The sequence below is a fragment of the Bradyrhizobium sp. Leo114 genome, assembly GCF_055229415.2.
The window spans coordinates 133,733-153,050 of the sequence record NZ_JBUYEN020000007.1; the positions used below are offsets into that span (position 1 = coordinate 133,733).

Annotated in this window: 15 protein-coding genes; 8 read left to right on the forward strand and 7 right to left on the reverse strand. The window is 63.4% G+C overall.

Going from position 1 to position 19,318, the window contains the following annotated elements:
• Positions 1–34 precede the first annotated feature (34 nt).
• From glpK to ACZIRK_RS10785, 7 genes are all read right to left on the reverse strand, one after another.
• A complete protein-coding gene (glpK, locus tag ACZIRK_RS10755; protein ID WP_130226621.1) occupies positions 35–1,537 on the reverse strand; it encodes a glycerol kinase GlpK in 1,503 nt (500 codons plus the stop codon).
• A 226-nt stretch (positions 1,538–1,763) separates the two neighbouring features.
• On the reverse strand, positions 1,764–2,537 hold the full coding sequence (locus ACZIRK_RS10760) for an SDR family NAD(P)-dependent oxidoreductase (protein ID WP_130226620.1): 774 nt from the start codon (positions 2,535–2,537) through the stop codon (positions 1,764–1,766).
• A 164-nt stretch (positions 2,538–2,701) separates the two neighbouring features.
• Positions 2,702–3,844, reverse strand: a complete 1,143-nt coding sequence (gene pimD, locus ACZIRK_RS10765) for a pimeloyl-CoA dehydrogenase small subunit (RefSeq protein WP_130226619.1) — start codon at positions 3,842–3,844, stop codon at positions 2,702–2,704.
• A 149-nt stretch (positions 3,845–3,993) separates the two neighbouring features.
• On the reverse strand, positions 3,994–5,184 hold the full coding sequence (gene pimC / locus ACZIRK_RS10770) for a pimeloyl-CoA dehydrogenase large subunit (protein ID WP_130226618.1): 1,191 nt from the start codon (positions 5,182–5,184) through the stop codon (positions 3,994–3,996).
• A 175-nt stretch (positions 5,185–5,359) separates the two neighbouring features.
• Positions 5,360–6,547: an acetyl-CoA C-acyltransferase gene (locus tag ACZIRK_RS10775; protein ID WP_130226617.1), complete on the reverse strand. Its 1,188-nt coding sequence runs from the start codon at positions 6,545–6,547 to the stop codon at positions 5,360–5,362.
• Complete coding sequence (gene pimA / locus ACZIRK_RS10780; protein WP_463327368.1) at positions 6,544–8,238, reverse strand: dicarboxylate--CoA ligase PimA; 1,695 nt, start codon at positions 8,236–8,238, stop codon at positions 6,544–6,546. The genes ACZIRK_RS10775 and pimA overlap by 4 nt, the downstream gene beginning before the upstream one ends.
• Before the next feature lie 139 nt (positions 8,239–8,377).
• Positions 8,378–10,474: a 3-hydroxyacyl-CoA dehydrogenase NAD-binding domain-containing protein gene (locus tag ACZIRK_RS10785; RefSeq protein WP_130226616.1), complete on the reverse strand. Its 2,097-nt coding sequence runs from the start codon at positions 10,472–10,474 to the stop codon at positions 8,378–8,380.
• Positions 10,475–10,646: 172 nt separating this feature from the next.
• Between ACZIRK_RS10785 and ACZIRK_RS10790 the strand changes: the two genes are divergently transcribed.
• From ACZIRK_RS10790 to ACZIRK_RS10825, 8 genes are all read left to right on the forward strand, one after another.
• Positions 10,647–11,510 (forward strand): IclR family transcriptional regulator, encoded by an 864-nt coding sequence (locus ACZIRK_RS10790; protein ID WP_130226615.1) that lies wholly within the window; start codon positions 10,647–10,649, stop codon positions 11,508–11,510.
• Positions 11,511–11,582: 72 nt separating this feature from the next.
• On the forward strand, positions 11,583–12,380 hold the full coding sequence (locus ACZIRK_RS10795) for an ABC transporter ATP-binding protein (protein WP_130226614.1): 798 nt from the start codon (positions 11,583–11,585) through the stop codon (positions 12,378–12,380).
• Positions 12,377–13,090: an ABC transporter ATP-binding protein gene (locus tag ACZIRK_RS10800; protein WP_130226613.1), complete on the forward strand. Its 714-nt coding sequence runs from the start codon at positions 12,377–12,379 to the stop codon at positions 13,088–13,090. The genes ACZIRK_RS10795 and ACZIRK_RS10800 overlap by 4 nt, the downstream gene beginning before the upstream one ends.
• A gap of 13 nt (positions 13,091–13,103) precedes the next feature.
• The gene (locus ACZIRK_RS10805; protein ID WP_028166750.1) at positions 13,104–13,982 is read left to right on the forward strand and encodes a branched-chain amino acid ABC transporter permease; all 879 of its coding nucleotides are present in this window, start codon (positions 13,104–13,106) and stop codon (positions 13,980–13,982) included.
• A gap of 2 nt (positions 13,983–13,984) precedes the next feature.
• On the forward strand, positions 13,985–15,001 hold the full coding sequence (locus ACZIRK_RS10810) for a branched-chain amino acid ABC transporter permease (protein WP_028166749.1): 1,017 nt from the start codon (positions 13,985–13,987) through the stop codon (positions 14,999–15,001).
• Positions 15,002–15,031: 30 nt separating this feature from the next.
• A complete protein-coding gene (locus ACZIRK_RS10815; RefSeq protein ID WP_463327351.1) occupies positions 15,032–16,261 on the forward strand; it encodes an ABC transporter substrate-binding protein in 1,230 nt (409 codons plus the stop codon).
• A gap of 241 nt (positions 16,262–16,502) precedes the next feature.
• Entirely contained in the window at positions 16,503–17,729 is a 1,227-nt protein-coding gene (locus ACZIRK_RS10820; protein ID WP_130226611.1) for an ABC transporter substrate-binding protein, read from the forward strand.
• Between the two features lie 165 nt (positions 17,730–17,894).
• A complete protein-coding gene (locus ACZIRK_RS10825) occupies positions 17,895–19,124 on the forward strand; it encodes an ABC transporter substrate-binding protein (protein ID WP_130226610.1) in 1,230 nt (409 codons plus the stop codon).
• Positions 19,125–19,318: the final 194 nt, after the last annotated feature.

Below are 19,318 nucleotides of genomic sequence, written 5' to 3' on the forward strand. Positions count from 1 at the left end.
GACGGAGAATGTGGCGCTGGCGATCAACAGCGCATCACTCTCCCTCGTCGCTCGCGAGCACACCCTTCACCGCCCTCGCCCAACCCGCCAGCTTCCGCTCCCGCGTCGCCTGGCTCATCGCCGGCTTGAAGCGGTGTTCGAGCCGCCAATTGTCGGCGAATTTGGTCGGCTCGGGATAGACGCCCGCCTGCAGGCCGGCGAGATAGGCGGCGCCCAGCGCCGTGGTCTCCTGGATCATCGGCCGATCGACCGGGGCGTCGAGCAGATCGGCCAATCGCTGCATGGTCCAGTCGGAAGCGGTCATGCCGCCGTCGACGCGGAGCACGATGTTGGCCGCGGTTGCGTCAGGCCAGTCGGCGCGCATCGCGGCCCAGAGGTCGTAGGTCTGGTAGCAGACGCTTTCCAGCGCGGCATGCGCGAGCTCGGCTGGCCCGGTGTTGCGGGTGAGGCCGAACAGCGCGCCGCGCACGCGTGGATTCCAGTAGGGCGCGCCCATGCCGACAAAGGCCGGCACCAGATAGACGCTCTGCATCGAGTCGGATTTGTCGGCGAGCGGCCCGGTCTCGGCGGCCTGCTTGATGATACCGAGCCCGTCGCGCAGCCATTGCACTGCGCTTCCGGCGACGAAGATCGAGCCTTCCAGCGCGTAGGTGCGTTTGCCGCCGAGCTGGTAGGCGATCGTGGTCAGCAGCTTGTTCTTCGACTTCACCGGCGTGGTGCCGGTGTTGAGCAGTGCAAAGCAGCCGGTGCCATAGGTCGACTTGATCATGCCGGGCTCGAAACAGGCCTGCCCGATGGTCGCAGCTTGCTGGTCGCCGGCGATGCCTGCGATGGCGATGCTGCCGCCGAACAGGTCGGGCACGCTGTCGCCGAATTTCGCCGACGAGTCCTTCACCTCTGGCAGCATCGAGCGGGGCACGCCGAGGATTTTCAAGAGCTCGTCGTCCCATTCGCCGGTGTGGATGTTGAACAGCAGGGTGCGCGAGGCGTTGGTGGCGTCGGTCGCGTGCACCTTGCCGCCGGTGAGCCGCCAGAGCAGATAGCAATCGACGGTGCCGAACAGCAGTTCGCCGCGCTCGGCGCGCTCTCGCGCGCCGGGCACGCCGTCGAGGATCCAGGCGACTTTTGTCCCCGAGAAATAAGGGTCGATGATCAATCCGGTCTTGGCCGAGATCACGGGCTCATGGCCATCTGCTTTCAATCGGGCGCAGAAATCCGCGGTGCGACGGTCCTGCCAGACGATGGCGCGGTGCACGGCCTGGCCTGTCGCGCGGTCCCACACGACAGTGGTCTCGCGCTGGTTGGTGATGCCGATCGCGGCGATGTCCTTCGCTGTTAGACCGGCCTTCTCCAGCGCATTGCGGCAGGTGGCGATGGTCGAGGTCCAGATGTCCTCCGGCTCATGCTCGACCCAGCCGGAGGCCGGGAAATGCTGCGGGAACTCCTGCTGCGCCACTGCCGCGATGGAAATATCGCTGCGGAACACAATGGCGCGCGAGGACGTGGTGCCCTGATCGATGGCCAGCACAAAGGACATGGCGCTCCTTCCCGGAGGTGATGGTTTGCGCCAAGGGAGCGGATTGGCGCGGGAAGGTCAATATCTCAGCTCGGGCCGGCTGCTTAACCTCGCCCCGCTCTTGCGGGGAGAGGTCGGCGCGCCAGCGCCGGGTGAGGGGACGCGCCGCATTCACGGTGTTCGGAGTGCGTGGAGGCAGCCCCTCACCCCAGCCCTCTCCCCGCAAGAGCGGGGCGAGGGAGATTGACTACACCGCTGCCGTGGTGACGCCGCCGTCGATGACAATGGTCTGGCCGGTCATGAAGGTGGAGGCGTCGGAGGCGAGGTAGGCGACCGCGCCGGCGATCTCGTCGGGTTCGCCGATGCGACGGAGCGGGGTGGTGGCGGTGCGCCGTTTCAAAAGCTCCGCGTCTTCCCAGAGCGCGCGGGCGAAATCGGTCTTGACCAGCCCCGGCGCGACGCAATTGACGCGCACGCCTTTCGGTCCCCATTCGCCGGCCAGGCTGCGGCAGAGCGCGAAGTCGGCCGCCTTCGAGATGCCGTAGGCGCCGATCACGGTCGAGCCGCGCAATCCGCCGATGGACGAGATGATTACGACCGAGCCAGTGCCGCGTTCGGCCATCTGCGGGATTGCCAGCGCGCAGAGCCAGATGTTGCTCTTGACGTTGGAGCCCATGATCTTGTCGAACGCCTCGTCTTTGATGTCGAGCAGCGGGCCGTAATACGGGTTCACCGCGGCGTTGCAGACCAGGATGTCGATCTTGCCGTAATGTTTGGTTGCGCCGGAGATCAGCGCCTCCACCTCCTCGCGGCGCGAGATGTTGCAGGGGATCACATGCGCATCGCCGCCGGCCGCATTGATGCCGTCAGCCACTTCCTGGCAGGCGTCCGCCTTGCGCGAGGAGATCACCACCTTGGCGCCGAGCTTTGCCAGCAGTTCGGCGGAAGAACGGCCGATGCCGCGGCTCGACCCGGTGATGACGGCGACTTTTCCGGTGAGATCGAATGGGGTGTTCTTCATTGTTATGTTATTCCCTCTTCTGTTTTGTTCGCATTTTCCCACACCGTCATGGCCGGGCTTGACCCGGCCATCCACGCTGTTCCTTCGCCGCCAAGACGTCGTGCCCGGGACAAGCCCGGGCATGACGACCATTATGCGGCTTACGGGCTCGCAATGGCGAGCAGCTAAATCAACCCGCCCGCGTCTGCGACGCGGCGCAGGTGATACTCGGTGTCGCCAAAGGTGTTCTCGATCATGGTCAGGCGCTTGAAGTAGTGGCCGATCTTGGCCTCCATCGTCATGCCGATGCCGCCATGGAGCTGGATCGACTGCTGGCCGACGAACTTCAGCGACTTGCCGATCTGCACCTTGGCCGCCGCGATTGCGCTCGCGCGCTCCTTGGCATCCTCGAAGTCGCCAGCCATGGTCGCGAACATCGACATCGAGCGGGCCTGCTCGGCCGCGACGAACATGTCGGAGGCGCGGTGCTGCAGGCTCTGGAACGAACCGATCGCGACGCCGAACTGCTTGCGCGTCTTGATGTACTCGACGGTCTCCTTGAGCGATTCATCCATCGCGCCGACCGCCTCTGCGCACAGCGCGACGCGGGCTTCGTCGACCACGCGCTCGATCAGATCAAGCGCATCCTCGGGATTGCCGATCGCGGCATCGCTGCCGACTTCGACGCCGGTGAAGCTGATGTCGGCGGCGTGCAGGCCGTCCTGGGTCGGATAGCCCTTCTTGCTGATGCCCTTGGCATCGGCGGGCACCAGGAACACGCCGATGCCGCTTCTGTCGCGCCGCTCGCCCTTGGTGCGCGCGGTCACGATCAGCGTGTCGGCGTTCTCGCCATTGAGGACGACGAACTTCTCGCCGTCGATCACCCAGCCGGCGCCCTTCTTCTTCGCCGTCGTGGTGACGTCGAACAGGTCATAACGCGAGTTCTTCTCGAGCTGCGCGAACGCGAGCGTCTTGCTGCCGTCGATGATGCCGGGAATGTGCGCGGCCTTCTGCTCGGCCGAGCCGCCATGGCGCAGGAAGCCGCCGCCGATCACCACGGTCGCCAGATAAGGCTCGAGCACGAGCGCTTTGCCGAGCGCTTCCATCACGATCATGGTCTCGACGCCGCCGGCGCCGAACCCGCCGTCGGCCTCAGTGAAGGGCAGGCCGAGCAGGCCCTGCTCGGCGAGCTTGCTCCAGACGGCTTTGCTCCAGCCGCCCTTCTCCTTCATGTATTTCTTGCGCTGCTCGAAATCGTAGGAATCCGTCAGCAGGCCGTCGATGCTTTCCTTGAGAAGCCGCTGCTCCTCGGACAAATCAAAATCCATGTTCTTGCTCTCTCAGGATTATCGGAAATTCTCCGTCATGCTCGGGCTTGTCCCGGGCATCCACGCTCTTGCTGTGCCTGCGTCACTGCGTGGATGGCCGGGTCGAACCCGGCCATGACGACAGCGTGCGTGGCGCAGCAGCCGTCAACTCAAAGCCCCAGCACCGCCTTGGCGATGATGTTGCGCTGGATCTCGTTGGAGCCGCCGTAGATCGAGACCTTGCGATTGTTGAAGTAGCTCGGCGCGATCTGGGCGGTCCAATCCATGGCCTCGTTCGAGCCGTCGTCGCCATGCACATCATAGGGCGCGGCAAACGGGCCGATCACTTCCATCAGAAGTTCCGTCGTGGTCTGCTGGATCTCCGAGCCCTTGATCTTGAGCACCGACGAAGCCGGGTTGGGCTTGCCCTTGCCATGCTTGCCTTCGTCGGCGACGACGCGGAGCTGTGTCAGCTCCAGGGCCTTCAGCTCGATCTCGCAGGCTGACAGTCTCTCGCGGAACGCGGGATCCTGGATCACCGGCCGGCCGCCGGATTCGACCTTGGAGGCGAGCTCCTTGATGCGGCGCAGCCGCTCCTTGGAGACGCCGACCCGCGCAATGCCGGTGCGCTCGTTGCCGAGCAGGAACTTGGCGTAGTCCCAGCCCTTGTTCTCCTCGCCGATCAGGTTCTCGATCGGGACCTCGACATTGTCGAAGAACACTTCGTTGACCTCACGGCCGCCGTCGATGGTCTGGATCGGCCGAACCGTGACCCCCTTCGACTTCATGCTGAACACGATGAAGGAGATGCCCATCTGCTTCTTGGCACTGGGATCGGTGCGGCACAGGCAGAAGATCATGTCGGCATGCTGCGCCAGCGTGGTCCAGGTCTTCTGGCCGTTGATGATCCACTTGTCGCCTTTGCGCTCGGCCTTGGTGCGGAGCGAGGCGAGGTCCGAGCCCGAGCCCGGCTCCGAGAAGCCCTGGCACCACCAGTCGTCGACATTGGCGATGCGCGGCAAATACTGCTTCTTCTGCGCCTCGTTGCCGAACGTGTAGATGACAGGGCCGACCATGCTGACGCCGAAGGCGAGCGGCTGCGGCGCCGGATAGGACTGCAGTTCCTCGTTGAAGATGTAGTGCTGCACGGAGGTCCAGCCGGTGCCGCCATATTCCTTCGGCCAGTGCGATACGCCCCAACCCTTCTTGTTCAGGATGCGCCACCAGGTCACCATCTCATCCTTGGAGAGATGGCGGCCCTCCTGCATCTTCCTCCGCGTGTCCGGCGGCACATTGTCCCTGAAGAACGCCCGCACTTCCTCGCGAAACGCCACTTCTTCCTTGGTGAAAGCGAGATCCATCGGATCCTCCTTGTGAGCAAATGAACTATTTCTGCTTTGTGTTTCTCGTTCGTCGTCCCCGCGAAGGCGGGGACCCATAACCCGCGGCCTTCGTAGTGGACTTAAGCTATCTACCAGCGAGGCCCCAAAGCGAGATCACGCGGTATGGGTCCCGGACTTCGCCGGGACGACAGGCTTAGTGCACCACCTCGAACAAACCGGCCGCGCCCATGCCGCCGCCGACGCACATGGTGACGACCGCATATTTTGCCTTGCGGCGGCGGCCTTCGATCAGGGCGTGGCCGGTGAGCCGCGCGCCCGACATGCCGTAGGGATGGCCGACCGCGATCGCGCCGCCATTGACGTTGAGCTTATCGGGATCGATGCCGAGCTTGTCGCGGCAATAGAGCACCTGCACCGCGAAGGCTTCGTTGAGCTCCCAGAGGTCGATGTCCTCGACCTTCAGGCCATGGCGCTTGAGCAGGCGCGGCACGGCGAAGACCGGCCCGATTCCCATCTCGTCGGGCTCGCAGCCGGCGGAAACGAAACCGCGGAAGATGCCGAGCGGCTTCAGGCCGCGCCTGGCCGCTTCCTTGTCGCTCATGATCACGGTTGCGCTGGCGCCGTCGGAAAGCTGGCTGGCATTACCGGCGGTGATGGTGAAACCTTCGCCGCGCACCGGCTTCAGGCCGGCAAGGCCTTCGGCCGTAGTGTCGGGCCGCGGGCCCTCATCCTGCGACAGCGTCACCTCCTTGAACGAGACCGCGCCGGTCGCCTTGTCGGTCACCGCCATCTGGGTGGTGATCGGTGCCAGCTCGTCCTTGAACTTGCCGCCCTGCTGGGCGGCCGCGGTGCGGCGCTGGCTCTCGAGCGAATATTCGTCCTGCTTTTCGCGCGAGATGTTGTAGCGCTTGGCGACCACTTCGGCGGTGTCGATCATGGGCATGTAGACCTCGCCCTTGATCTTCAACAGCGCCGGGTCCTGGGCGTGAAACGTATTGATCTTGTCGTTCTGCACCAGGCTGATCGATTCACCGCCGCCGCCGACCGCGATCTCGACGCCGTCGAACAGCACCGAGCGCGCGGCAAGCGCAATCGCCTGCAGGCCCGAGGCGCATTGCCGGTCGATGGTGGTGCCGGCGACAGTCACCGGAAGGCCGGCGCGGAGCAGCGCCTTGCGCGCGATGTTGCCGCCGGTTGAGCCCTGCTGCAGGGCGGCGCCCATCACGACGTCCTCGATCTCCTTTGGATCGACCTTGGCGCGGGCGACCGCCTCGCCGATGGCGTGTCCGAGCAGGGTCGCGCCTTCGGTGACGTTGAGCGCACCGCGATAGGCCTTGCCGATCGGCGTGCGGGCGGTAGAGACGATAACGGCGTCGGTCATGAACGACCTCCTGTTGCGTTTTCTGGTTGTTGTTTCGCAGCGCCAGCCGGGGCGGCCCGCTGCTGGCGCAATTCGTGGCGGGAAAGTTTTCCGACCGACGTTCGCGGCAATTCCTCGACGAATTCGAGTGCGGCCGGCAGTTCATGCTTGCCGAGCTTGCCGGTGAGAAAGACGCGCAGATCGTCGATCGTGAATGGCGCGGCGCCATCGCGCAGCTTGATGAAGGCTTTCGCAGCCTCGCCCCGGTAGTCGTCGGGGATGCCGATCACGATCACTTCGTGCACTGACGGATACGTATAGATCGCCTGCTCGATCATCTGCGGATAGACATTGAAGCCGCCGGAGATGATCATGTCCTTCTTGCGGTCGACCAGATAGAAATAGCCGTCCGCGTCCATGTAGCCGATGTCGCCGGTGAGGAAGCGGTCGCCGACAAACGCTTCGGCGGTTTCCTTGGGCCGGTTCCAGTAACCCTTTGTCACATTCGGGCCGCGAATGCGGATTTCGCCGACTTCGCCGACGGGCAGGACCTGTTTGGGGTCATCCAGCGAGACCACATCGAGCTCGATGCCCGGCAGCATCAGGCCGATCGAGCCCGGCTTGTCCGGCCCTTCCTTGACGTGGCCGGTGCCCGGCGAGCAGGTCTCGGTCATGCCCCAGCCGCTGCGCAGCTTCATGCCGACCCGGCGCTCGAAGATCTTGGCGACTTCCACCGGCAGCGGCGCGCCGCCGGAACCACAGCTCACCAGCGAGGACAGGTCGCGCTTGTCGAGATCGGGCAGGGCGGCGATCGCAATCCACATCGTGGGCACGCCCGGGAACACGGTGGCGCGCTTCTCCTCGATGTCGCGCATCACGGCCTGGACGTCGAAGCGTTGGTGCAGCGAGATCAGATAGCCGTGCCGGATCGAGGACAGCAGCACGACCGTCAGCGCGTAGATGTGGAACAGCGGCAGCACGCAGATCACGCGCTCGATCGCATCGCGCTCCGCGCGGGCAGCCTTGCCCCAGACCTCATAGATCGACACCGCGGCGGTCAGATTGCCGTGGCTCAGCATCGCGCCTTTCGGCAGGCCGGTGGTGCCGCCGGTATATTGCAGCAGCGCGACGTCGTCGGCGCTGACCTCAGGCCATCTGGCGGGTTTGGTCGCGCCGTCGACGAACTGGCGATAGGTGATGATGGCGGGATGGCCGGGCAACGCGGTCTGGGGCGTGCCGACCTTGCCCCAATGATCGTCCTCGCAGACGATCAGCCGGTCGAGCAGGCCCTTGTCGAGGAACTTCAGCGCGGTCGGCAGCAGCGCCGAGAGATTGCTGGTGATGAGGATGCGCGCACCGGAATCCGAGAGCTTGTGCGAGAGCGCGATCTCGCCGTCGAGCGGCGAGAGATGTACGACGCGGGCACCCGCCTTCAGCGCGCCGAAGAAGTTGATGGGATGGTCGGGCGTGTTGCCGAGGAACAACGCCACCGAGGTGTCCCTGCCGTAGCCGGCCCGCAGGAACGCGGAAGCCGCGGTTTCGACCAGCGCTTCCAGCTCCGCATAGCTGATCGGCCGGTCGCGGAATTCGATCACCGTCCGCGGGCCGTAGGCCGCCGCGGCCGTGGAGAGCAAATCAGGCAACGTGCCGCGCGCGATCGGATCGTCCCAACGCACGCCCTTCGGATAAAACTGTTCGCCGGGATGAGTCATGATGTTCACTGGGCTGTCATTCCGGGGCGCGCGAAGCGCGAACCCGGAATCCATTGGGCCACATACTCGGGCGGAGAAATGGATTCCGGGCCTGCGCCTTGCGGCGCATCCCGGAATGACACGTAGCGGAAGCCGATCATCAAGCCGCCTTCGACGGCGCGGCGAGCGAAGCAAACGTCTTGCCTTCGTCGGCAAGGCGCTTGAGCAGCGGCGCCGGCTCCAGCGAGGGATCGTTGGTCTCCTTGGCATAGAAGGAGAGGCGATCGGCGATATGCTTCAGACCCACCGTATCTGCCCAGAACATCGGGCCGCCGCGGTAGATCGGCCAGCCATAGCCATAGAGCCAGACCACGTCGATGTCGGAAGGCCGCGCCGCGATGCCTTCCTCCAGAATGCGCGCGCCCTCATTGATCATCGGGTACATCATGCGCTCGAGGATCTCGTCGTCGCTGACGACACGCTTCTTGCGGCCGAGGCGCGCCAGCGTCTCGTCGATCAGCTTCTCGACTTCCGGATCGGGCAGGGGCGCCCGCGAGCCCGCCTCATATTTGTAATAGCCCTTGCCGGTCTTCTGGCCGAAGCGGCCGGCTTCGCACAGCGCGTCCGCGATCTCCGACTTGATGCCGCGGTCCTTGCGCGAGCGCCAGCCGATGTCGAGGCCGGCGAGGTCGCCCATCGCGAACGGCCCCATCGGCATGCCGAATTTTGTGACGACAGCGTCGACCTGCTGCGGCAGCGCCCCCTCGAACAACAGCTTTTCCGCCTGCTTGCCGCGCTGGGCCAGCATGCGGTTGCCGACGAAGCCGTCGCAGACGCCGACCACGGCCGGAACCTTCGCGATCTTGCGCGCAATCGAAACCGCCGTGACCAACGCGTCGGGCGCAGTCTTCTCGGCGCGCACGATCTCGCACAGCTTCATGACGTTGGCCGGCGAGAAGAAGTGCATGCCCAGCACGTCCTGCGGCCGTTTGGTCTCCTTGGCGATCTCGTCGATGTTCAGGTAGGACGTGTTGGAGGCCAGCACGGCGCCCGGCTTGGCATATTGATCGAGCTTGCCGAACACTTCCTTCTTGACCGCCATGGTCTCGAACACCGCCTCGATGACGAGGTCAGCATCCTTGACGTTTTCCAGGCCGACCACGCCTGATATCAGCGCCATCCGCTTGGCGGGTGCATCCGCCGGGATGCCGCCGCGCGCAGCGGTCGCTTCATAGTTCTTCTGCATCACGCCGAGGCCGCGCTTGAGCTGTTCCTCACCGGTCTCGATCAGCGTCACGGGGATGCCGGCATTGGCAAACGACATCGCGATGCCGCCGCCCATGGTGCCGGCGCCGATGATGGCGACGCGCGCGACGTTGCGCGGCTTGGTGCCATCAGGCACGCCTGCGATCTTCGCGGCCTCGCGCTCGGCGAAGAAGGCGTAACGCTGCGCCTTGGACTGGTCGCTCGCGACCAGCTTCAGGAAGGTCTCGCGCTCCTTCTTCAGGCCTTCATCGAAGGGCAGGTCGATCGCGGCGCCGACCGCGTCGGCTGCGGCGAACGGCGCTTCCAGGCCGCGTGCGCGCTTGGTCAGCGCGGCGACCGCATTGGTGAAGATCGAACGGTCGGCCTTGGCCGCGGCGAGCTTGGAGTCGTCGTCGCGCAACTTGCGCAATGGGCGCTTCTCCGCCAGCACCTTGAGTGCGAAGGCTTCGCCGCCGGCGGCCGGTCCCTCGACGATCTCTTCGATCAAGCCGTTCTTCAGCGCTTCCGCGGCGCCGATCGGATCGCCGCCGACGATTATCTTGACCGCAAGCTCCGGTCCGACCGCGCGCGGCAGCCGCTGGGTGCCGCCGGCGCCGGGCAGCAGGCCGAGCTTCACTTCAGGCAGGCCGAGCCGGGCGTCCTTGGTGGCCACGCGATAGTGGCATGCCAGAGCGACTTCGAGGCCGCCGCCGAGCGCGGTGCCGTGGATCGCGGCAACGATCGGCTTCGGTGAATTCTCCATCGCCTCCAGCACCTCGTTGAGGCCGGGCGGCTTCGGCGGCTTGCCGAATTCGGTGATGTCGGCACCGGCGATGAAGGTGCGGCCGGCGCAGGTCAGCACGATCGCCTTCACTTCGGCATCGGCAATCGCGCTCTTGATGCATTCCAGGATGCCGCCGCGTACTGCGGCACTCAGCGCGTTGACCGGAGGATTGTTAACCGTGACGATGCCAATGATGTCATGCCGCTCGAGTTTTACGACTTCGCTCACGAGGCTCTCCTTGGATGCTGTGTTCTTTTGCGGTGTGTTCTTTTGCAAGGCGTTGTTGCGGTTCTTGCGTTTAGTAGCTAATTTCGCACTGCGAAATTAAATTCCACATCTTGACACGGAGGGTTATTTTGAAGCACGTCCCTTGTCAACGAGATCGACAAAGTGGCGGGGAATGAAACGTTCAGGAAAGAAGGCGGCGACCGACCGCAATTTTGTGGTCGCGCTTTCCCGTGGATTGGAAGTCCTGCGCGCATTCCGTCCCAATGACGGGCTTCTCGGCAATCAGGAGATTGCGGCCCGCACCAATTTGCCGAAGCCAACCGTTTCGCGGCTGACCTATACGTTGACCAAGCTTGGTTACCTTACACCCGTTCCGCGTTTCGAGAAGTACCAGCTCACGCCCTCTGCCATGGCGCTGGGTTATGCCGCGCTCGCCAATCTCGGCGTCCGGCATTTGTCCGAACCCTATCGCGAGGACGTGATGCGTGCGACCGGCGGTGCGGTCGCGGTCGGCGGGCGCGATCGGCTCAGCATGATCTATTTCGGGCAAAGCCGGAACGGACTGACGCTCGGCGTTCAGCTCGATGTCGGTTCGCGGATACCAATAGCGACCACCGCGATGGGACGCGCCTATATCTGGGCGCTGCCGGACGATGAGCGTACCGCTCTGCTGCGTGAGCTTCGCGACCACTATGGCAGCCGCTGGCCGAAGATGCGCGATGGCATCGAGCGTTCGGGCGAATTGGTAGCGAAGCGTGGCTTTGCAATTTCTGCTGGTGAATGGCAGGACGATGTTCACGCTGTCGGCGTGGCATTGCAGCTCAATGACGGAACCGGTCCGTATGCATTCAACTGCGGTGCGCCGGCATTCCGCTTTACGGAAGACCGGTTGCTCCACGATATTGGACCTCGCCTTGTCGCGATGGTAAGGAACATCGAGCAGGCGCTTGGTGGGGTAGCGCCGCAATCCAGAAAAGTTGAAAGCAAAAAGTCTAGATCAGGAGGGAAAGTTGCACGTGTGGCCGAGGGCATCTGACAGCCTTCTTCATTGCCGGCGCGATCGCTCGCACGGCGCTCTCCGCCCTCTCAAGCGGGCGGGCGAGACGAGATGACGCAGGCACAACTCGCGCAGGGTCATGCGCCACTGCTGGCGGTTCGCGACGTCAGCGTCGTGTTCGGCGGCATCGTCGCGTTGAACGGCGTCTCCTTCGACATGCATCAGGGCCAGATCCTGGGACTGATCGGACCGAACGGCGCTGGCAAGACGACGCTCTTCAATTGCCTCTCCCGGCTCTATCAGCCGAGCTCCGGCGACATCCTGATGGAAGGCGTGAGCATCCTCAGCCGCCCGCCGCACAAGATCGCCGAGATCGGCATCGGTCGCACCTTCCAGAACGTCGCGCTGTTTCCCAATCTCTCGGTGCTCGACAATGTCCGCGTCGGCACCCACGCGCGCACCTCCAGCGACATCATCAGCGACTCGCTCAAGCTCGCCTGGATCAGGCGCACCGAGGCTTCGGTCAACAAGAAGGTGCACGAGATCCTGGCCTATCTCGACCTCGAGGACGTCGCGCACAGCATCGTGTCGGGCCTGCCGTTCGGCACCCAGAAGCGCGTTGAACTGGCGCGCGCGCTCGCGGCCGATCCGAAGATCCTCTTGCTGGACGAGCCGGCCGGCGGCCTCAACCATGAAGAGGTCTATGTGCTCGGCGACCTCGTCCGCAAGATCCGCGACGAGCGCAAGATCACCGTGCTTCTGGTCGAGCACCACATGGGCATGGTGATGTCGACCGCCGACCATGTCGTCGCGCTCAATTTCGGCCGCAAGCTCGCCGAGGGAACCCCTAGCCAGGTCCAGGCCGATCCCGACGTCATCAAGGCCTATCTCGGGAGCAAGGACCAATGACGATGATGCTCAACGTCAAGGATCTGCGCGCCTATTACGGTCAGGTCCAGGCGCTTCACGGCCTCAGCTTTTCCCTGAACGAAGGCTCGCTCACCACGCTGCTCGGGGCCAATGGCGCCGGCAAGACCACCACGCTGCGGGCGATCTGCAACATGGTGCGCTCGACCGGCGCGATCGAATTCGAGGGCAAGCCGATCGGTAATCGTTCGACCGAGAACGTGGTCCGCCTCGGCATCGCCCATGTGCCGCAGGGCCGCGGCACCTTCACCAACATGACGGTGGAGGAGAACCTGCAGCTTGGCGCCATCACGCGCGGCGACAAGAAGAACATCGTCGCCGACATCGAGCGCATGTACGACCACTTCCCGGTGCTCAAGCAGCGCTATACCCAGCAGGCCGGCACGCTGTCGGGCGGCGAGCAGCAGATGCTCGCGGTCGCGCGCGCGCTGATGCTGCGGCCGCGGCTGATGCTGCTGGACGAGCCGTCGTTCGGCCTGGCGCCGCTGGTGGTCCGCGACCTGTTCCGCATTCTCGGCAAGATCAACCGCGAGGACAAGGTCACCATCCTGGTGGTCGAGCAGAATGCGCAGCTCGCGCTCGAGCTCGCCGACCAGGCCTATGTGATCGAAACCGGACGCATCGTGATGTCCGGCAACGCCAAGGACGTCGCCAACAACGAAGACGTCCGTAAATCCTATCTGGGTTACTGAGGGAGCGAGGACCATGGAGCTTTTTGCCAACCAAGTCCTGGCCGGCATCGCCACCGGCGCGATCTACGCCTGCATGGCGCTCGCCGTCGTGATGATCTACCAGGCGATCGACCATCTCAATTTCGCGCAGGGCGAAATGGCGATGTTCTCGACCTTCATGTCCTGGCAGATGATGCAATGGGGCGTGCCTTATTGGTGGGCCTTCATCCTCACCGTCATCCTTTCCTTCGCCGGCGGCATCCTGATCGAGCGGCTGTTGTTCAAGCCCTTGGCGAAGGCGCCGGTACTGACCAACGTCGCCGGCTTCATCGCGCTGTTTGCGATCGTCAACTCGGTCGCGGGCCTGATCTGGGATTTCACCATCAAGCAATATCCGACGCCGTTCGGCTCCTCGCCGTTCCTCGGCAGCCAGCTGATCTCGACCCACCAGGCCGGCATGGTCGGCGTCACCCTGCTGCTGCTCGCCGGCCTCTATTTCTTCTTCCAGTTCACCCGCATTGGCCTTGCGATGCGAGCGGCTGCCTCACTGCCTGAATCGGCGCGGCTGGTCGGCATCAACACGAGCTGGATGATCGCGCTCGGCTGGGGCATGGCCGCCGCCATCGGCGCGATCGCCGGCATGCTGATCGCGCCGGTGGTGTTCCTGGAGCCGAACATGATGGGCGGCGTCCTGATCTACGGTTTCGCCTCCGCGGTGCTCGGCGGCCTTAGCTCGCCGCTCGGCGCTGTGATCGGCGGCTTCCTGGTCGGCGTGTTCGAGAACCTTGCCGGCACCTACATTCCAGGCGTCGGCAACGAGCTCAAGCTGCCGATCGCGCTGGCGCTGATTATCACCGTGTTGGTCGTCAAACCGGCCGGGCTGTTTGGCCGGCCCATCGTGAAGCGAGTCTGATCATGAGCGCGGCTGAAGAAGTTGTAACCGAAGCCCCGGCCGTCGAGGCGGTTCCGAAGCGCGCCATGACGCTCGGCTACGGCACCTCGCTGGTGGTGCTGGCGGCCCTGATCCTGACGCCCCTGTTCGTCAAGAACTTCATCATCTTCCAGATGACGATGCTCCTGATCTACGGGCTCGCGGTGCTGGCGCTCAATATCCTGACCGGCGGCAGCGGGCAGTTCTCGCTCGGCCAGAGCGCGTTCTACGCCATCGGTGCCTATACCACGGCGATCCTGATGGAGCACTTCAACGTCAACTACGCGCTGACCCTGCCGGTCGCGGGCGTCGTCTGCTTCGGGGCGGGTTTCCTGTTCGGCCAGCCGGCGCTGCGCCTGTCGGGCATCTACCTCGCGCTCGCGACCTTTGCTCTGGCGCTCGCCATGCCTCAGCTCCTCAAGCTCGGCTTCCTCGAGCACTGGACCGGCGGCGTGCAAGGCCTGGTGGTGACCAAGCCGGATGCGCCATTCGGCCTGCCGCTGTCGCAAGACATGTGGCTCTATTACTTCACACTGGCGGTCTCGATCGGGATCTATGTCGCCTCGGTGAACCTGCTCCGCTCGCGCTCGGGCCGCGCCCTGATGTCGATCCGCGACAACGAGATCGCGGCCTCCGCCATGGGCGTTAACGTCGCGCTGTACAAGACGCTGGCCTTCGGCGTCAGCGCCGGCATCACCGGCATCGCCGGCGGCCTGGGCGCGATCGCGGTGCAGTTCGTGGCGCCCGACGGCTACACCATCACGCTCGCGATCTCTCTGTTCGTCGGCATGGTGGTCGGCGGCGTCGGCTGGCTGCCGGGTTCGATCGTCGGCTCCGCCTTCATCATCTTCGTGCCTAACATTGCGGAAGGCATTTCCAAGGGTCTCTCTGGCGCCGTGTTCGGCGTGCTCCTGTTCCTCGTCATCTACCTGGTGCCGCATGGCGCCCGGCAGGTCGCCCTCATTGCCCAGCAACTGGCGGCGAAACTCAAGAAGAACTGAAGAACCAAAAAAGAGACTTTAGGAGAGACGATGCCCTTCAAACTACGGACCGCCGTGCTTTCGGCGGCGGTCGTCGCTTGTGCTGCCGCTTCCGGCAGTGCCTTCGCCCAGAAGACATACGATACCGGCGCCTCCGACACGGAGATCAAGATCGGAAACATCATCCCTTATAGCGGACCTGCGTCCGCCTATGGCAGCATCGGCAAGACCGAGGCCGCCTATTTCCGGATGATCAACGATCAGGGCGGCATCAACGGCCGCAAGGTCAATTTCATCACCTATGACGACGCCTACTCGCCGCCGAAGGCGGTGGAGCAGGTGCGCAAGCTGGTCGAGAGCGACGAAGTCCTTGTCGTCTTCAACCCGCTCGGCACGCCCTCGACCACCGCGATCCAGAAATACCTCAACTCCAAGAAGATCCCGCAGCTCTTCGTCGCCACCGGCGCGACCAAGTGGAACGATCCGAAGAACTTCCCGTGGACCATAGGCTGGCAGCCGAGCTACCAGAGCGAAGCGCAGATCTACGCGAAATGGCTGATGAAGGAGAAGCCGGACGCCAAGGTCGCGATCCTCTATCAGAACGACGATTTCGGTAAGGATTACCTCAAGGGCACCAAGGACGGCCTCGGCGCCAAGGGCGCCTCGATGATCATCCTCGAGGAAAGCTACGAGATCGCCGAGCCGACGATCGATTCCCACATCGTCAAGATCAAGGCCGCCAACCCGGACGTGCTGCTGATCTATGCCACGCCGAAATTCGCCGCCCAGACCATCAAGAAGACCGCCGAACTCGGCTGGAAGCCGCTGCAGATCGTCGCCAACGTCTCGATCTCGGTCGGCAGCGTGATGCAGCCGGCGGGATTTGATAACGCCCAGGGCGTGCTCTCGGCCGCCTACGCCAAGGACGGCAGCGACTCGCAATGGAACAACGATCCCGGCATGAAGAAGTGGAATGAATTCCTCGACAAGTACATGCCGGGCGCCGACAAGACCGAAAGCGCCCTGGTTTACGGCTACGGCGCTGCACAAACCCTGGCGAAGGTGCTGGAGATGTGCGGTGACAATCTCACCCGCGCCAACGTCATGAAGCAGGCGGCGATCCTGAAGGATTTTACGCCGGACACGCTGCTGCCCGGCGTCAAGATCAACACCAGCGCCACCGACTTTGCCCCGATCAGCCAGCTTCAGATGATGCGCTTCAAGGGACAGAAGTGGGAACTGTTCGGCGAGATCATCAGCGGCGATATTCCCGCCGACTAGGGTTGTGCAGTGCAAGAGACCAGCGCAAGGCCCCGCGGTGCAAGCCGCGGGGCTTTTTGTTGACGGACGGCGCGAGAACCGCATTCAATGCCCGCCGTGGGAGTTCCAAGAAACGCATCCACCACAGCATGATCCGGAAAAGTGGGAACCGGTTTTCCGAAAAGATCATGCTCAAACAAGAGATGAGATCATGATCCGATTCCGTCTAATCGGATCATGATCTCAAGGATGAAGGAAACGAATGACTGCCGTCCGCTTGCGATTGACTGCTCTTTCAGCCGTGCTCGTCCTGATCACCGCCAGCACCGGCGGTGCGCTCGCCCAGAAAAAGTACGATATCGGCGCCAGCGATACCGAGATCAAAATAGGCAACATCATGCCCTATAGCGGACCGGCTTCCGGCTATGGCGTGATCGGTAAGACCGAGGCGGCCTATTTCAACAAGGTCAACGCCGAGGGCGGCATCAACGGTCGCAAGATCGTTTTTCTCAGCTACGACGACGGCTACAACCCGTCGAAGACGGTGGAGCAGGCGCGCAAGCTCGTGGAGAGCGATAAAGTGCTTCTGATCTTCAACTCGCTCGGCACGGTCACCAACCTCGCGATCCAGAAATACATGAACGGCAAGGGAGTGCCGCAGCTCTTCGTCGCCTCCGGCGCCAGCAAGTGGGACCAGCCGAAAGAGTTTCCGTGGACCATGGGCTGGCAGCCGAACTACCAGAGCGAGGCGCGCATCTATGCCAAATACATCATGAAGGAGAGGCCGGACGGCAAGGTCGGCGTGCTCTATCAGAACGACGATTTCGGCAAGGACTACCTCAGAGGCTTGAGGGACGGATTCGGCGAGAAGGCGGCGATGATCGTCGCCGAAGAGAGCTACGAGACCTCAGAGCCGTCGATGGAGAGCCACATCGCCAAGCTGAAGGCCGCCGGCGTCGACGTCTTTATCAACGTCGCCATGCCGAGATTCGCAGCTCAGGCGATGAAGAACGTCGCGGAATTGAACTGGAAGCCGCTGCAGATCGTGTCCAATGTCTCCGCTTCCGTCGGCGGCGCGATGAAGCCGGCCGGCTTTGAGAATGTGCAGGGCGTCCTGTCGGCGGCCTATGCCAAGGATGGCGCCGACCCGCAATGGGACAACGATCCCGGCATGAAGCGCTTCTTCGCGTTCCTGCAGGAATATTATCCGGAAGCCGATCGGCGCGATGACGCGGCGGTCTATGGCTATGGCGCGGCGCAAACCATGGTGAAGGTGCTGCAGATGTGCGGCGACGATCTCACCCGCGCCAATATCATGAAGCAGGCCGCGAGCCTGAGGGAGTTTGCGCCCGACACGCTGCTGCCCGGCATCACCATCAACACATCGCCGACCGACTTCGCGCCCATCAAGCAACTGCAGATGATGCGCTTCAAGACAGACAAGTGGGAGTTGTTCGGCAGCATCATGAGCGGAGCGCTCGGGCATTGAGGGAGCCGCGGCGGCATCCGCCGTTTGCAGCCCCCCGCGACGCCATCGCGGGAGGCTTTTTGTTGCTGGGACCAGGTGGAAGGTATTCAATACCGGCAGGAGCCGGAAAAGTGCTGCCAAATCCAAAAAACATGAGACGTCCACCATGAGCCCAAGGAGATCCCAATGTCTGCCATCCATTTGCGGCTGGGGGCCCTTGCGGCCGCCGTCGCATTGCTGGCCGTGAGCAGCGGCCACGCGCTCGCCCAGAAGGCATACGACGTCGGCGCCACCGACACCGAGATCAAGATCGGCAACATCATGCCCTACAGCGGACCGGCCTCCGCCTATGGCGTGATCGGCAAGACGGAGGCGGCCTATTTCAACAAGATCAATGCAGAGGGCGGCATCAACGGCCGCAAGATCAACTTCATCTCCTATGACGACGCCTACTCTCCGCCGAAGACGGTGGAGCAGGCGCGCAAGCTGGTCGAGAGCGACGAGGTGCTCTTCATCTTTAATTCGCTTGGCACGCCGCCGAACTCGGCGATCCAGAAATACATGAACCAGAAGAAGGTGCCGCAGCTCTTCGTCGCCACCGGCGCCACCAAGTGGAACGATCCGAAAGATTTCCCCTGGACCATGGGCTGGCAGCCCAATTACCAGAGCGAGTCGATCATCTACGCCAGGTACATCCTGAAGAACCATCCGAATGCCAGGATCGCGGTGCTCTACCAGAACGATGATTACGGCAAGGACTACCTGAAAGGCTTCAAGGACGGCCTCGGCAGCAAGGCGGATTCGATGATCGTGATCGAGGAAAGCTACGAAGTCTCCGAGCCCTCCATCGACTCCCACATCGTCAAGCTGTGGTCGTCCGGGGCCGATGTGTTCTTCGACATCACCACGCCGAAATTCGCGGCGCAGGCGATCAAGAAAAACGCGGAGATCGGCTGGAAGCCGTTGCACTTCCTCAACAACGTCTCGTCCTCCGTGGGCAGCGTGCTCAAGCCGGCCGGCTTCGAGAACGCACAGGATATCATCTCGTCGAACTACCTGAAGGATCCGACCGATCCGCAGTGGAAGAACGATCCCGGCATGATCGCCTGGAACGAATTCCTCGATAAGTACTATCCTGAGGCCAATCGCTCCGACCTTTCGGTGATGTACGGCTACACGGTCGCGCAAGGCATGGTGCATGTGCTGAAGGCCTGCGGCGACAACCTGACTCGCGAGAACATCATGAAGCAGGCCGCCAGCATCCGCGACCTCGAGCTCGACGGGCTGTTGCCCGGCATCAAGGTGAATACGTCGCGGACCGATTTCGCGCCGCTGTCGCAACTGCAGCTCATGCAATTCAAGGGCGACACCTGGGAGCGCTTCGGCGACATCCTGAGCGGCGACGTCGGCGGCTGATCCTGATGTCATTTGCTTGAATCAGTCTATACGCGAGCTCATTCACCTCTCCCGCTTGCGGGGGAGGTCGCTGCGCCCTTGGCGCAGCGGGTGGGGGCTCTCTCCCCACGAAGAGTCCCATCGCGGAGACACCCTCACCCCAACCCTCTTCCGCAGGCGGGAGAGGGAGCGCTGTGTTCGTCGCGGATGCAATT

Bases quoted from the DNA above. Each gene is read 5' to 3' on its own strand.
- pimD (WP_130226619.1), bottom strand. From the start codon at position 3,844: ATGGATTTTGATTTGTCCGAGGAGCAGCGGCTTCTCAAGGAAAGCATC.
- glpK (WP_130226621.1), bottom strand. From the start codon at position 1,537: ATGTCCTTTGTGCTGGCCATCGATCAGGGCACCACGTCCTCGCGCGCC.
- pimC (WP_130226618.1), bottom strand. From the start codon at position 5,184: ATGGATCTCGCTTTCACCAAGGAAGAAGTGGCGTTTCGCGAGGAAGTG.
- ACZIRK_RS10795 (WP_130226614.1), top strand. From the start codon at position 11,583: ATGACGCAGGCACAACTCGCGCAGGGTCATGCGCCACTGCTGGCGGTT.
- ACZIRK_RS10805 (WP_028166750.1), top strand. From the start codon at position 13,104: ATGGAGCTTTTTGCCAACCAAGTCCTGGCCGGCATCGCCACCGGCGCG.
- ACZIRK_RS10815 (WP_463327351.1), top strand. From the start codon at position 15,032: ATGCCCTTCAAACTACGGACCGCCGTGCTTTCGGCGGCGGTCGTCGCT.
- ACZIRK_RS10760 (WP_130226620.1), bottom strand. From the start codon at position 2,537: ATGAAGAACACCCCATTCGATCTCACCGGAAAAGTCGCCGTCATCACC.
- pimA (WP_463327368.1), bottom strand. From the start codon at position 8,238: ATGACTCATCCCGGCGAACAGTTTTATCCGAAGGGCGTGCGTTGGGAC.
- ACZIRK_RS10825 (WP_130226610.1), top strand. From the start codon at position 17,895: ATGTCTGCCATCCATTTGCGGCTGGGGGCCCTTGCGGCCGCCGTCGCA.
- ACZIRK_RS10775 (WP_130226617.1), bottom strand. From the start codon at position 6,547: ATGACCGACGCCGTTATCGTCTCTACCGCCCGCACGCCGATCGGCAAG.
- ACZIRK_RS10820 (WP_130226611.1), top strand. From the start codon at position 16,503: ATGACTGCCGTCCGCTTGCGATTGACTGCTCTTTCAGCCGTGCTCGTC.
- ACZIRK_RS10790 (WP_130226615.1), top strand. From the start codon at position 10,647: ATGAAACGTTCAGGAAAGAAGGCGGCGACCGACCGCAATTTTGTGGTC.
- ACZIRK_RS10800 (WP_130226613.1), top strand. From the start codon at position 12,377: ATGACGATGATGCTCAACGTCAAGGATCTGCGCGCCTATTACGGTCAG.
- ACZIRK_RS10810 (WP_028166749.1), top strand. From the start codon at position 13,985: ATGAGCGCGGCTGAAGAAGTTGTAACCGAAGCCCCGGCCGTCGAGGCG.